General features: G+C 38.8%; 7 protein-coding genes, 1 pseudogene and 1 riboswitch. Of the genes and pseudogenes, 2 read left to right on the top strand and 6 right to left on the bottom strand.

The genetic code is table 11. The features are described from left to right. The first annotated feature begins 7 nt into the window (after positions 1-7). Positions 8-92, top strand: a riboswitch (cyclic di-GMP riboswitch). Positions 93-199: 107 nt separating this feature from the next. After that, on the top strand, positions 200-991 hold the full coding sequence (locus tag KNP99_RS12180; protein ID WP_251132214.1) for a glycoside hydrolase family 191 protein: 792 nt from the start codon (positions 200-202) through the stop codon (positions 989-991). Between the two features lie 431 nt (positions 992-1,422). Here the strand turns inward: KNP99_RS12180 and KNP99_RS12175 are convergent, their stop codons facing one another. From KNP99_RS12175 to KNP99_RS12165, 3 genes and pseudogenes are all read right to left on the bottom strand, one after another. Then, the gene (locus tag KNP99_RS12175) at positions 1,423-3,837 is read right to left on the bottom strand and encodes a hypothetical protein (protein ID WP_215193276.1); all 2,415 of its coding nucleotides are present in this window, start codon (positions 3,835-3,837) and stop codon (positions 1,423-1,425) included. A 198-nt stretch (positions 3,838-4,035) separates the two neighbouring features. After that, positions 4,036-8,889, bottom strand: a complete 4,854-nt coding sequence (locus tag KNP99_RS12170; protein WP_215193275.1) for an Ig-like domain-containing protein — start codon at positions 8,887-8,889, stop codon at positions 4,036-4,038. Between the two features lie 361 nt (positions 8,890-9,250). Next, a pseudogene (locus KNP99_RS12165) lies at positions 9,251-9,367 on the bottom strand (transposase); the annotation flags it as partial. A gap of 579 nt (positions 9,368-9,946) precedes the next feature. On the opposite strand from KNP99_RS12165, the gene KNP99_RS12160 reads away from it, so the two are divergent. Beyond that, on the top strand, positions 9,947-12,010 hold the full coding sequence (locus KNP99_RS12160; protein ID WP_215193273.1) for an immunoglobulin-like domain-containing protein: 2,064 nt from the start codon (positions 9,947-9,949) through the stop codon (positions 12,008-12,010). A gap of 88 nt (positions 12,011-12,098) precedes the next feature. Here KNP99_RS12160 and KNP99_RS12155 read toward each other — a convergent pair whose 3' ends face one another. The 3 genes from KNP99_RS12155 to KNP99_RS12145 are packed head-to-tail and all read right to left on the bottom strand — an operon-like array spanning position 12,099 to position 15,660. Beyond that, positions 12,099-13,265, bottom strand: coding sequence for a nucleotide sugar dehydrogenase (locus KNP99_RS12155; protein WP_215193272.1), 1,167 nt, complete (start codon positions 13,263-13,265; stop codon positions 12,099-12,101). A gap of 14 nt (positions 13,266-13,279) precedes the next feature. After that, positions 13,280-14,305: an NAD-dependent epimerase gene (locus KNP99_RS12150; RefSeq protein WP_215193271.1), complete on the bottom strand. Its 1,026-nt coding sequence runs from the start codon at positions 14,303-14,305 to the stop codon at positions 13,280-13,282. Further along, complete coding sequence (locus KNP99_RS12145) at positions 14,302-15,660, bottom strand: O-antigen polymerase (protein ID WP_215193270.1); 1,359 nt, start codon at positions 15,658-15,660, stop codon at positions 14,302-14,304. The genes KNP99_RS12150 and KNP99_RS12145 overlap by 4 nt, the downstream gene beginning before the upstream one ends. Positions 15,661-15,669: the final 9 nt, after the last annotated feature.

The raw sequence follows: 15,669 nt of genomic DNA, 5'->3' as shown, positions 1-15,669 counted from the left end.
AACTAAATATCGAGAAGGGCAAACTTACTGAAAAGTAAGGGCGCAAAGACATGGGTCGTCGATCTTCGGATACCGATCGCCAGTCTGCAATGCCGCAGCCGCTCTCTGATAAAAAATCAGGAGGCTACTAACCATGGGTATTATCTCACTCAAACGCGTGACGTCTTTTTTGTGCATTCTTTTTTTAGGAGTGTTACTAATGACACCAATCACGGGCAAAGCTCAATCAACGAATCCACTCGATTCCGTCAGCTCGTATAAGGTCTACTACGATGCACCGACGAAATCAAAAATCAAGAAGATGCAAAAGTACGATGTCATGATCATCGAACCGGTCTTCTACTCGGCGAAACAAATCGCAGAAATTCAAAAGTACGGCACGAAAGTCTACGGCTACATCAACACGATGGAAGCCGACAACTGGAACACAGACTTGATGGCGCAATTAAAGGAATCAGATTTCTTCCACCGTGATGGACAACGTGTCCACTACGCGGAGTGGGATTCATACTTAATGGACATCAACTCGAAGCATTACCAAGCGGTCCTCATGCAAGAAGTCGAAAAGCAGGTCGTCAATAAAGGACTCGACGGTGTCTTCTTGGATACAGTCGGCGACATCGACAACGAACATGCCGACCAACCAAAGATTCTTGAGCAGCAGCAAGTCGCGATGACGAACTTCTTAAAGAGCGTCAAGACGAAACATGCGGACCTCTCATTGATTCAAAACTGGGGCTTCGGGACATTAAAATACCATACGTACCCGTACATCGATGGCATCATGTGGGAAAGCTTCAACTACTCGACGGTCGCAAAAGACCAATGGTCAAAAGACCGGATGGCAGATCTTCAGGAGTTGAACGAAGAAGAAGACATCAAGACATTGACGATTTCTTCTAAGCAAGGTGCGAAAAGTGCGAAGTACGCGAAAAAGAATGGGTTCATTCACTTAAAATCAAACAAGACGCTGAATTACAATAAATTCTAAACCACTTGAATATAATCTCATAACCGATTACTCAATTCCAATTCTGAGTGCTTCTGCATGACACAATTATACAGGATGCACAAAACAAAACCGGTCACTTTTCAGAGGCAGGTCAACGAATTGAAACATCGAACGCAAAAAGAGGTCCAGGCGATGGTTATCGCTTGGACCTCTTCTTGTGTAAAAAACAAACAATAGTTTAGATGAACTAACTCGATCTATTATTTTTGAGCAAATGAAAATAGTATTAGTACACCCTTAAACAAACATTTTTTTGAACCTCGCCCGTTCCTTCTTAATGCGCTTTACACGACCGAGTTCATTCCTGAGTATTTTCCAGAACTTAAAATCGCTACACCGTGTGTTGAGATATGTCTATTGATTAAATATATCTTGAGAACATCAATTGACGACTTAATAAAGAATCTAAATTATTTTTTACTGGTCAATACTTTTTCTGTCAGCGTCTTCTTATCATCAACATCATTTTTTAAGATGACTTTAATTGTCTTCGTTCCTTTTTTAATAGGTGATTTTAACTTAACTTTAAACGTCCCACTTGATGAGGGTTTGACAACGTATTTTTTATCATTGGCAAGCAACTCAAATGATTTTTTGACGGAAATTTTCCCGTGGATTTCTTTATCTCCGATATACACTTTTTTCAATTGAACCTTTGGAAAAGCTGTACTCGTCACCTTAAAGGTCGACCACAACGAAGTCTGTTGACTGACGTTTGTGGCACGAACCATAATTTTGTTGATCGCGTTCTCTTTGTAAGTAGTTTGTTTTTTAGGAGTGTAAATAAAGCTTAGATATTTTACAGGTGAAACTACCTTTTCTGTAATCAACTTATTGTTCGAAAAATATTTAATTTCGATTTTCTTCAATCGATCATCTGAGAGTAAATTGAATGCGGGATCTGAGTCTGCGATATATTTCGATGCTAGTTGAATGCGAGGTGATGTACTATCTCCAATGGTTTGATAATAGTAGTCCTTTTTTAAGCCGTCCTCACTCGTTATCGTTGAATCGATACTTGCACTGTAATCAATTCTAAAAGCTTGTTTTTGATTTAGACTGATTTGAAAGTTTCCTTTTCCATCTGCTTTTGCTTCGTAGTTTCTAGGCATAATATAAGAGGATTCATAGTTTCTGAAGACTGAGAAGTTAATCTTAACTTTAGCAAACGGATCTGTTCGTCCAACCAAAGTTAATGCATTACTTTGTTTCAAATCATACTTCGGTTTCACGATACGTTTGAATATCCCTTTTATAGCACGTGAATTCGGATCGTTTTGTTTTTTAAATAACGTTAACGTATAGTGATCACCGTCTTGGATTTCTGTGACATTAATGCTTTTCAGTTCCTGCATCCACCGATCAAACGTCAATTGTTTTAAATCCCATTCTCCGTTAGGTTTTTCAATCAACAACTCCGCTTGTAAATGCGCATCTTTTTCATACATGGGATTAAAAATAACCAATTCACCGTTTTGAACTTTTAACACTGGCTCAGGAATTTTTCGCTCATCGTCTACATTAATGGATTTGATTAGGTGATAGTTGCCATTCTTCCTTTTTAGGAATACTTGATAGCTCAGATTATATGCATTTGGGAGCTTTAGCTTAATTTCACCTGTCGCATCCGAATTAAAGTTTATCGACAGGCCGTTACTTGCTTCGATTTTGAATTCTTTGTTCGAAAGAGTCGTACCATTTAATTCTGCATTGTTAGAAGACAAGGATTGCGATAATGAAAATGGAAAGGCATCTGTATTGAAATCGGTATCGAAAAATACGGATACAGCTGGTTTTCCTTTTGGGATGACTGTTAATTGATGTGTCGGGTCTTCTGAAATAGCAAGAGAACATGTAAACATGCCCGATGTATCGGGTGATGAACAGGTTTGTTTGTCCAATTGAACTTGCGCATCACTATAGGTTTTCCCAATGACTGTATTACTTCTGACGTCATGTGAGAAATAGACTGCCTTCTCTTTACTAGGTATGAATGAGGAGATTTGAATCGTTTGGTTGAACAAGGGAACGGGTGATTGCGCATCTTGTATAGTAAAAGAGGTTCCCTCCTCTAACTCATAAGAGGACAATGGAATATGAATATCAATGTTTCCGTCTGCTTCTAGTTCAATATCTTGTTTGGTATTCCCCTCTTTATCTACTATTTTTAAATGTCCATAGGGCCAAGCCGTTCCTTTTAATCGTGACCCTTCAACATCAAACGAGTTGATCTTTAATGATTCAGTTTCGTTCACTTGCTTCACAACAAGTTTACTTTTTTCACCAAATTCATGTGAATCATCTTGTCCAAAAAATTTCAATTCGTTTGACTTATTTTTTGGAACCAATAACGAACCTAATCCAGAATAAGTTTTACCCTCGTAAATCACGTATATCCTGTACGAAGAATGGCTTACGAAAATAAATTGGTTGTCTTGAATTCCTAGGTACGAAGGTGGAACGATGCTATTCGTATTTAAATCGTCTGTATTGAAATCCGTAGCGAGCTGTACAGTCGTCTTTTGTTCAAATCCATCTTTGTCTTTCTGAAATAAAACGACGGATTCGTTTCCTACTGGTTGTTTAAGTTTAAGAGAGAACTCCCCCTTCGTATTACTTTTCACTGTAAAAAGTTGATGATTGAACTGAAGATGTGCTTCATCATTCGGTTGAATTTTTCCATAAATCACCTGATCTTTTTGTTCAAATGGAAGAAGAGAGAATTGAGACTCCGCTGCATTCACTTTGGTTTGCAGACAAAATAGGACAATACAGATTCCTAACAGGAGAGTTACATTCTTTATTGCTTTATTAAAATTACACATACTATGATTCCCCCAGAATTAAATTAAAAATACTCTGTTAATATGCTAAAATTTTTTTCGATTTCTATGGTCTTAAAGCCAACCAATTTTTAATTATATTTTTCTATAATTTCATTCGACAGACACCATCTAAATTTCAAGAAATGAAAAGATAGTGCTCCTTTTTAGAAGGAGTCACTATCTTTTTGAACATCACATTTACTTCACTGTGATTTTAATTTTCACACTAGTATTGTTTCCTGCTTTATCCTTTACTGTATACGTTAAGGCATATATGCCCTTACGTTTTGTGTTGACACTTCCTTTTACTTTGATGGATTTCGTCAACGAACCGTCGACATTATCTTTTGCTGTGACGCCTGTCTTCGGATTGAAGGTCGATTTGTACTTAATCGTTTTTGATTTCGCTCCTGTAATGACTGGTTTCACGTTATCTTTGACCGTGATTTTACGAACCAGAGTCGCCGTGTTTCCTGAACGGTCCACGACTTTATAAGTCAAAGTATACGCGCCGACCTTCTTCAGATTGACACTGCCTGACACTTGAATCCTCTTCGTCAAGTCTCCGTCGATGTTATCTTTCGCAGTGATGCCTTTTTTCGAATCAAACGTACTATTCAGATTGATCGACTGATTCGTCACACCTGACAGAACCGGTTTAACCGTATCTTTGACCGTAATGCGCCGAATCATCTTCGCTTCATTCCCTGCCCGGTCTTTTACGCTGTACGTCAGACTGTAAAGTCCAGGTTTCTTACTGTCGAATGTCCCGGCAATTAAGATGGACTTGGTGAGGTCTCCGTCCGTTTCATCCGTTGCCGTGATATTGCGTTTTGTATCAAAGACTATCCCTGCTTCAAGCGTCACATCCGTCGCGCCTTTAAGAACAGGCAGCGTCGCATCGGTCACTTTCATTTTTAGGATATCACTTTTATTTCCCAGGCTATCTGATGCCGTAAAGCTGAACTCTTCGTTTGTTTTCACTGCTTTAATCGTAAAGCTGAACTTACCGGTTGCATCAGCTGTCGTTTCCATCGTTTTGGCAGCATAAGTCAGTTGGATTTTGGCTTTCGCTTCAGTCGTTCCTGTGATGAGAATAGAACGATTAGTGATCTGATTGACCTGGAGCGTTGGTGCCGTTTTATCAGCTACAAGCGTTGTGACAGTCGGACTGACGTTTCCTGCTCCATCTGTTGCAGTCATCGTCAAGGTCGTCCCTGCTGCCTGCTTTGGAATCGTTACTTTAAACGCTCCGTCTTTCCCGGCGACCGTTTTGCCTACTTCCTTCAACCCTACCGTAACAGAAATCACGGCGTCTGCTTCGGCCTTCCCTAAAATTACAGTTGTTTGATCCGTCACTTCAGAAAGTGTCGGTGCAAGCGGTGACGTCCGGTCGAGTACTTTAACTTCAATCGTTTTACTGATGTTACCTGCCGCATCCGTACTGGTGATGAACAGCAGTGTTCCCGCTTTTTGTTTTGGAATGACGACCGTAAATGCGCCGTTTTTATCCGCTGTTCCTTTTACCAGTTCCGTCGTCCCGGCTTTCACCGCTACCGCAGAGCCAGCTTCAGCTTTTCCTTTAACAGAAGTCGACTGATCCGTTACTTCTGTCACGACTGGAACAGCAGGTGCCGTCTGGTCGAGTACTTTCGTCTCGACCGCCTGACTGACATTCCCTGATTTATCCGTGCTTGTTACAGACAATATAGTATCTGCTTTTTGTTTGCCAACGATGATGGCATACGTACCGTCTTCTTTTGTCGTCACTTGTCCCAGCAGTACCGATCCGTTTTTAACCGTGACCGTGCTACCGACTTCGGCTTTTCCTTTGACGGTATCAAGGAGATCCGTCATCGGCTCGATAGTCGGTTGTGCCGGTGCCGTTTTATCGATGACGAGGATGCTGAGTGGTGTACTTGCATTGCCCGCCTCATCCTGAGCAATGATTACAAATTCTGTTCCGGCCGTTTGCTTCGGTACCGTCACCGTGAATTGTCCCGTAGCATCCGCTGTCGCCCGTGCCAGTTCTTCTTTGTTTTTTTGCAGGATGACTTTAGCCTTTTTCTCAGTCGTTCCCGTGACTGTCGTCGAACGGTCCGATATTTCATTGACGTTCGGTTGAGCTGGTGCCGTCCGGTCTTTGACCGTGACTTTCGTAACTACACTGATGTTTTTCGCTTCATCGACAGCCGTCACTTCCAAGATTGCATTCGCAGTTAATTTCTCAACCGATATGCTGAACATTCCATTCGCAAGAGTAGTGGTCCGCCACTTCTCTGTTTGATCAACAGACACGATGACAGTACTCTGCGCTTCCGCTTTCCCAGTGATTACAGTCGAGCGATCCGACACTTCACTGACTTGTGGTGCTGTTGGTGCTGTTTTGTCAATAACGGTAATTGTTTTCTCATTACTGATGTTATTTGCTGTATCTGTTGCCGTTAGGACTAGCTTGACTTTGGCAAGCTGTTTTGGAATCGTCAAATTAAATATACCTTTCGTATCTGACGTTCCACGAACCACTTCTTTGTTCTCTTTTTTAAGAATGATTGTTGCATTTGCTTCAGTGATTCCTTTAACCACTGTAGATTGATCAGACACTTCTTCTACTTTCGTGATGACAGGTGCCTTTTTATCGAGTACGGTCAGTTTCTTCTTATTACCGATATTACCGGCTTCATCTGTCGCGAGTAAATACAAGATAGTCCCTGCTTTTTGTTTTTCAATGATTAAGGAGAAGTTTCCTTTCTCATCCGTATAACCTTGAGCGATTGTCTTTTTCGCTTCATTCGTCAGCTCGACGAAGCTTCCAACTTCTGTCTGGCCTGTAATCGTGTTCATACGGTCTGAGACTTCAGATAGTCCACTGATAATCGGCAATGTATTATCGATAACGGAAATCGTGAAGCGTTTACTTGTATTGCCTGCTGCATCAATAGCCGTCACATACAATGTAGTTCCTTTTGTCTGTTTTGGTATTGTAACGGCGAAATTGCCGTTCGCATCCGATGTTGAGTGACCAAGCAATTGTTTGCTCGTGTTTTTTACTTCAACGGTCACGTTCGCTTCACCGACACCTTTGACCTCAGTAGTTGAATCACCAACTTGTTCCACACTACCGATATTAGGTGGAGTGCGATCCACGACGAGCACATTGAATCTCGTACTTGTATTTCCAGAATGATCTGTCGCAAGGACATATAATCCTTGTCCGTTCGCTTGACGCTTGATTGGTACATTAAATGAACCCGATTCATCTGCATACACAGTACCGAGTAATTCATTGTTGTCATTAAAGACAGAAACACTAGCATATGCCTCCGTCATACCAGACACACTTGTCGACTGATCCGTCACTTCATTTACATTTGAAATGATTGGTGCGGTCTGATCTGAAACTGTAATCGTACTTGTTTCGCTTCGATTACCTGATGCGTCCATCGCAAACACAGAGAGATTTGACCCTGCCGGTTGTTTTCCAACATAGAAATTAAATTGACCGTAGTAGTCGGAATAGCCACTAGTCACAAAGCCTTGATAAGACGATTCGACTTGAACGTATGTATTCGGTTCTGTATATCCGTATGCGTATTCGGTTTGATCCGACATTGCTCCTAGTGATGGTGCGTTAGGTGCCGTTCGATCTACCACAGTGGTGTACGTGGTCGGACTGGAATTTCCGTAGTAGTCCGCAAAAACAACACGTAATTCTGTGCCGGCAGGCATGCGTGAGACCGGTAACGAGAACAAGTCTCCTCCTGATATGCCTGAACCGTATGCGATCAATCCATTATATACTCCATTGTAATTGCTAAAGACATAAATACTACCATATCCATTGTTCGATGGGAGGTATCCCGTAATATAATCAGACGAATCCGACACCTCATTTACCGAGACATAGGACAAGTCTTGAATATGAAGAGCTGACTTCGCATTGACACGTCCATAGCCAAAGTAATCGTCACGACCGGCGTCACCTAAATCGTCGGCTGTACTTATCAATCGATCTGTAATAGAGTCGACTGACATACTATAATCGGCTGATTTCACAAGAGCCGCAACACCCGCGACAACTGGCGAAGCCATCGATGTCCCGCTGTAATAGCTGTATGAATTGTAAGGAGTCGTAGAATAAATACTGCTTCCCGGTGCTGTAATGTCAATATTCGACCCAAAGTTCGAGAAATAAGACCGTTCATCCGTTGATGTAGTCGAACCAACAGAGATGACATGGTCATAGGAGGACGGATAATGTGCCGAACTCGTTGCATCGTTTCCGGCTGCTGCGATAACTAATACGTCGCGATTATAGGCGTAGGTAATCGCGTCTTGGAAAAATGAACTGTAATAATAGTTTCCAAGACTCATATTGATGATATTCGCCCCATGATCAACCGCGCGATACACTCCCTCAATAACATCAGAGGTGTAAGCAGATGTTCCAGCAAAGACATCAATCGGCATGATGGTTGCATATGGCGCAACACCCGCCCCTCCGTAATAGTTATCGATAGAACTGCCGACGATACCTGCAACGTGTGTTCCGTGATCGCCACTCGTCAGTGTATAAGGAGAATCATAGACCACGTCATAAGGATCCGTAATCTTGTTCGAAAGATCTTCATGATTCATATCAATTCCATTATCCAAAACCGCAACTGTCACATTAGCTCCCATTGACCGATTCCAGGCTTCTTCCGAATGTATATTTTGATGATGAGACTGTGAATAAAAGTAATAGTCATTTGGTAAATACGTCAAATCTAGCAATCGATCTTCTTCAACACGCAATACGTTGTCTTCTTGTTTAAGTTCTTTAATGAAAGAAGATGTCGAAGTTCCTTCCGGTACCTCGACCTGAAGAATCGTCTGCTTTCGATTTTTTTTAGAAGAGACAATATCTCCTTCTATTTCTCCCATATCTGTTCCTTTAACTTGAACAATCACCCGTTTAATCTGCTCTTGTTCTACTGCAGATACAGTATGTGTCCACCCAAGTAATGTAAAACCAACGGCTAAAACCAATCCTGAATAATAAGCTTTCAACTAGACTCCTCCATCTTTATATAAATAATCCCAAAGATTAATTTACCACAGAAAATTATGGTTTCCTTTTATTTCAAATCAAATGAATAATCGATTCTACTATTTGTTTATTTTGATAGGATTCTATATAAAAAATCACTTATTCACCTTAAATAAAAATTCTTGTAATCCGTGTATCATCAGCTAAATATGCAAGTTTCTTCGAACTACGAAAATCGTAAAAAGCTGAAATTATACAAAATCAATTAAGAATAAAATTGATTTGATTAACCTTTTTATTTTCATTCCTAAAAAGGTTAATTTAATATTTAATATTTAATATTACATTTTTAGTATTTTTACCATAAGATATGATTGCTATTTAACGACTACGTTCGAGATACGATTTCAAAAAGAATTGCTCCAGGTTTCGGTAGCCATAACCATGACGTTTGATGAGTTTAATCTTATTCTCTGTTCCTTCCATTTCCTCGTTCGATAGACTATTGACGCATCACTTCTTAACGGCTACGACTCCAACTGATAACAATCCAACCAGTCTGTCAGTCTTCGGTAGCCCTGTCTGTTACACGTTATACCGAATATGTTGGAGCCCTTTATAGAGATACTGAGTAAAGGCTTCTTCCAAAGTACAAGCACAGGAGACCTCTCGGTCTTACGGAGACAACACATTTTTGGGCTACAAGCCAGTGAGTGGTCAATGATGCCAATATAATGATGGCGTTTTGTCTCGTTCAAAAAACGACGTCGACAGAACGGACATTCCCTGATTTTCCTTAAATTGCAGCCGTAATCGTCGATACCTCCCGATCCGAGATGATATCCATTCGTGGTATCGAGAACGACGACGTTTTTTCGAATGCAGAATGGTATGTTTTTCTGTATAGCGAACAAGGATTTCAGGTGTCTCCGGAGTGACTGGTAAAATATGATGGATTTTATGTGTCAACAATACCTCATTGTAATGATTCTATATATTTTTATTTATAGAACTTTTTTACATTAATGGTATAATATAATCGTTTCATAAAAATATTTTTATTTAGGAGAGATTTGATTGAAAGTAAATATTAAAAACTACTTTATCGCGACCTGTCTATTAGCAATTTGTTCGTCTGTTCCAAGTACGGCGTTCGCAGCTTCAGACACTGTTAAACCGTCTATTTCCGGTGCAGCAAATAAAACAGTTTATCTTGGGACTTCTTTCAATGCTCTATCTGGTGTCACAGCAAAGGACGACGTCGATGGAAACGTTACGAAAAACATTAAAGTTTCTGGCGCGGTCAATACGAAAAAAATCGGTACATATAAACTGACATATGCTGTTTCAGATAACGCGAAGAATAAGAGAACTATTACTCGTGCAATCACAGTGAAAAAAGATACAGCAAGACCCTCTATTTCTGGTGCTACTAACAAGACCGTCTACATCGGTTCTTCTTTTAATGCTTTGACTGGTGTTACCTCCAAAGATAATGCCGATGGAATCATCACACAAAAAATCAAAGTTTCTGGTACTGTCAATATCAAAAAAATAGGAACTTATAAATTGATTTATACCGTTTTAGACAAAGCGAAAAATAAGACGACTGTTACTCGTACGATTACTGTAAAGAAAGATACTGCTAAACCATCCATTTCTGGTGCTGCTAATAAAAAAATCTATATCAATTCTACATTTAATGCTTTGACTGGTGTTACTGCCAAAGATAATGTCGATGGAAACATCACGAAAAATATCAAGATTTCCGGTAAGGTGAACACTAAAAAAGCTGGAATTTACAAATTGACTTATACGGTGTCAGACAAAGCAAAAAACAAAACGGTGGTCACACGTACGATTACAATCATTGATAACATTAAGCCGGTAATTGCTGGCGCTAAAAATGTCCAAATTAATCTAGGAGATAAATTTAATGCTTTAACTGGTGTTTCTGTGTCTGACAACAATGATGGTAATATTACCTCAGCCATTCGAGTTACTGGTTCCGTTAATGTCAATAAAGCCGGAACCTATTTTGTAACGTACACGGTCACTGATCGGTCTGGAAATGTTTCTTCCATTAAACGTAAAGTAACAGTAATCGATAAAGTCAGTCCTGTTTTTTCAGGAGTAAAAGATATTCAAATCAATTTTGGCCAGGACTTTAATCCGTTAACAGGTATTTCCGCCTCTGATAATAGTGATGGTGATATCACATCTTTCATTCAGGTTAGTGGTTCGGTCGATGTTAATAAAGCCGGGACCTACTCTTTAACGTATTCCGTCACCGATCAATCTGGAAATACTGTTTCTACATCACGTACAGTTGTTGTCATCGATAATGTTAAGCCTGTAATTTCCGGAGCAATGGATGTAGTAGCAGGACTCAATACAACTTTTAATCCACTGGAAGGTGTCTCCGTTTCTGATAATAACGATGGCGATCTTACAGCCGAGATGAAAACGACCGGTTCAGTGGACACTTCAGTAGAAGGAGATTACTTTGTTACTTATAGCGTCTCAGATAAAGCCGGAAATACTGTAGAAATTAAACGTAAAGTCACAGTTCAAAAGATTTCGGTTTCTGCTATCGAGATTATAAATCTTAGCACTATGAAAACAGGAAAAACTCAACAGTTGACTGCTACAATCTACCCAAGCGATGCGACAAATCAGAAAGTGACTTGGAACAGTTCAAACGAGTCCATTGCTACAGTTGACGAAAATGGTTTGTTAAAAACGTTATCCGAAGGGACCGTAACGATTACAGGAACAGCTGATGGAGTCACTACATCAAAAACCCTCACCGTTTCTGATCAACCCAATGTATCCATGAATGCTTACGGATCTGTCATTATCAACGGCCTCATCAAAGGTTTGTCTATCAACTTATATAACTATGAACCGAGTGAAAAAGTCTTCATCGAAAAAATTGAAATTTACGAGAATGGTACTTTATTTACGTCCTACACTCCGGAAGCCCTTCAAAATTCAGAAATCGATACAGTAATCAATCCTTACTCTAACTGGGGGATCAGTATCAATTTCAGATTCGGTCTTTGGCAAAACCAAAGCAAAGTTGTAGTAACAGTAAGAACTGAAAATGATAAATTGTATAAATACGCTAAGGATTTTTAAATAAATTGATCATCCATATGACCCAAACAAAAAAGAGCCGCCATTCTTCGAACTAACTTCGAAAAATAGCGGCTCTTTTTAACCTTGATTAATCCCGACTGTATAAATCGCGCGTGTAGACTTTCTCTTCGACGTCACCCAATTCAGGGTGCATGCGGTTCGAAAGAATCACGTCTGATTCCTGTTTAAACGCTTCAAGATCACGAATGACGCGTGAGTTATAGAACGTATCTTCTGTTAAAACGGGTTCGAAGACCGTTACTTCAATCCCCTTCGCCTTGATTCGTTTCATAATCCCTTGAATCGATGAGGCGCGGAAGTTATCTGAATCTGTCTTCATCGTCAGGCGATAGACGCCGACGACTTTCGGATTTTGTTTGATGATCGTATCAGCAATGTAGTCTTTCCGTGTCCGGTTTGCTTCAACAATCGCCCCGATGATGTTATTCGGTACTTCATCATAGTTCGCGAGTAACTGCTTCGTATCTTTCGGTAAGCAGTAACCACCATAACCGAATGATGGGTTGTTATAGTGATTGCCGATCCGGCTATCAAGCCCGACGCCTTCGATGATTTGTTTCGTATCTAGGCTACGTACTTCAGCATATGTATCAAGTTCATTGAAGAAGGCAACCCGCATTGCGAGATACGTATTCGAGAATAGCTTTATCGCTTCCGCTTCTGTTGAATCTGTCAAAAGAATCGGTACATCCTTTTTAATCGCTCCTTCAAGTAAAAGATCCGCGAATTGTTGCGCTCGTTCCGATTGTTCCCCGACGACGATACGTGACGGATAAAGATTGTCATGCAGTGCCTGCCCTTCACGCAAGAACTCTGGTGAGAAGATAATGTTTGGCGTATCGAACTTCTCTTTTAGCTCTTGTGTGTAGCCAACCGGTACCGTCGATTTAATCACCATCGTCGCGTCCGGATTAATGGCAAGGACCGTCGCAATGACACTTTCGACCGTCCGTGTATTGAAGTAGTTCCGTGTTGGATCATAATCCGTCGGTGTTGCAATGATGACGAACTCGGCATCTTTATAGGCTTCAAAATTATCTGTCGTCGCATGAAGATTCAATTCTTTATTTTGCAAGAAGTTCTCGATTTCCGCATCAACGATTGGTGATTTGCGATCATTGACGAGCTTGACACGTTCTTTAATGATGTCAATCGATGTGACTTCATTATGTTGTGCGAGTAAAACGGCCATCGAAAGACCGACATATCCTGTTCCAGCAACTGTAATTTTCATTTGTCTCATCCTTTTCATAACTTTACGTTGTAGTATTCTTTGTACCAGTCGACAAACTTTCCAAGTCCATCTTCAATGCTAGTGCTCGGTTTAAAGTCGATATCGCGTTCCAGTTCAGATACATCGGCATAAGTCCGCATGACATCACCCGGTTGCATCTCCATGTATTGTTTATTAGCTTCTTTACCGATTTTTTCTTCTAACACATTTATAAACTTCATAAGTTGAACCGGTTGGTTGTTTCCTATGTTATAAACACGGTACGGCGCAAAACTTGCACCAAGTTCATCCTTACTTTCATCCCAATCCGGATTTTTTTCCGGGGCACGTGGAATCAATTTGACAATTCCTTCGACGATATCATCGATATACGTAAAGTCACGTTCCATTTTCCCATGATTAAATACTTTAATCGGATTTCCTTCAATGATATCCTTCGTGAACGAGAAGTAGGCCATATCAGGACGTCCCCATGGACCGTAAACAGTGAAGAAACGTAGTCCTGTTGTAGGAATATCATATAAGTGACTATAGGTATGAGCCATCAATTCATTCGATTTTTTTGTTGCTGCATACAGACTGACTGGGTGATCGACATTATGGTTCGTCGAGAATGGAGCTACTTTATTTCCGCCATACACAGAACTGGATGAAGCATAAAGGAGATGTTTTACAGGATAAGCACGACATGCTTCTAATATGTTCAAAAAACCAGTTAGATTTGAATCTAAATATGCATAAGGATTTTCAATAGAGTATCGGACCCCAGCCTGTGCTGCTAAGTTAACCACAACATCAAAATCATACTTCTCAAATAAATTTTTAACATCACTCATATTTTTTAAATCTATATTTTCAAAAATAAAATTATTAGACTTAATTAAATTATTTAATCTATTCTTTTTCAAATTTAATTCATAATAGTTATTCATATTATCTAATCCAATTACTTTGTAGTTTAATTTGATTAATTTATTACTAAGATGATAACCTATAAATCCAGAAGAACCTGTGATTAAAACTGTACTACTTCCTTTCAACTTCTCCACCTCACCTTTGATTTAATTATAAAGAATGCTAATAATAGTATATAAACAAAATATCGTTGTAAAGTTTGTCTAATCTCCCCTGCTACGAAAAGGTCTAACCATACAAACATACTGGAAACATACAGAGGTTTCGAAATAACATTATTAATACTCATAAAATAATCGTTTAATTTTTTTCCAAGTAGACCAAACCCGACAGAAAAGATTACTACACCTATTGAACTTAAAGAATAATACCCAAGTGCAATAGCCCCTGGTGGAATAGACGATTCATATATTCCAGTTATATAATAAGTGTTATGAAAAATAATAGAATCTGGCTTTTCAAAAAACAAAAATTTAGAAGGTATTAAACTTAAGATAGCAATTCCAAACTCACTGAAGAAGTTTACTATATGTCTTCCAGAGTCGACAGATTTAATGGCTACTTCAAGTGATACATATTTATGCTCCAAATAGTATGAGAATGTGTAAATCACATCCTTAAACCCTTCAATCGAATATCTTCCACTAGTAGAGGTAATAATAAATTGCTTTTTAAAAACATCTACTCCATCTTTTAAATACATTAAGCTGTTAAAGAATGGTCTTAAATAGTTTATTCCAACAAAGAAAATAAATCCTATAAAACTTGTTTTAAGAATATTAATTTTTTTATTTTTGACTAGTGCATATATTAAAAATAAAATTAATATATATTGTAAGATAGCTCCCCTTCCAGCATTTATAAAAAACCAAAGAAACGAAATCACAATGCTAAAAATCAGCAATAGAAGTAGTTTTTGATTTTTTAAAAAATATGCAAATAAAAAATAAGATGGGTATATTAAAGCAACTATAAATCTTCTGATAAATTCTAATGATCCATCTCCAGAACTGACATAGTTTCCGTCTCGGATATGGCCTGAATTTAAAATTAAATTTACTATGCCTCCGAATGAACGACTGTAAACAAATAAAGATAATAATCCAATTATCCATAAAACAATAGATGTTATTATGATAACTTTCCCAGAAAAATCATAATGCTTTTTTTCTGTATTATTATTATTATTTATTCGCTTCAGTTTAATTTTTTTAGCGAGATATTGATATCCTAATAAAACAAATACGTATGACATGAAGATTAATATAAAGGCCTTGAAAGATCCGCTTAATTCTCCAAGATATTTTTCATATCTTCCATGATACTCAATAAAAGAAGCATTATAAATAAACGCTGGAAACAAATAATATCCAATAAAATATAAATTAAAGAAACTTAAGAAATCAAAAAAAAACTCTTTTTTTCTATATACTTCAATAACTATAATTATTATTGCTAATAGTAAATATAATAACCACAAATTTTACAC

The organism is Exiguobacterium sp. s95 (assembly GCF_018618655.1).
Classification (GTDB): Bacteria; Bacillota; Bacilli; order Exiguobacteriales; family Exiguobacteriaceae; genus Exiguobacterium_A; species Exiguobacterium_A oxidotolerans.
This window is presented reverse-complemented; position numbering and strand designations above follow the sequence as displayed.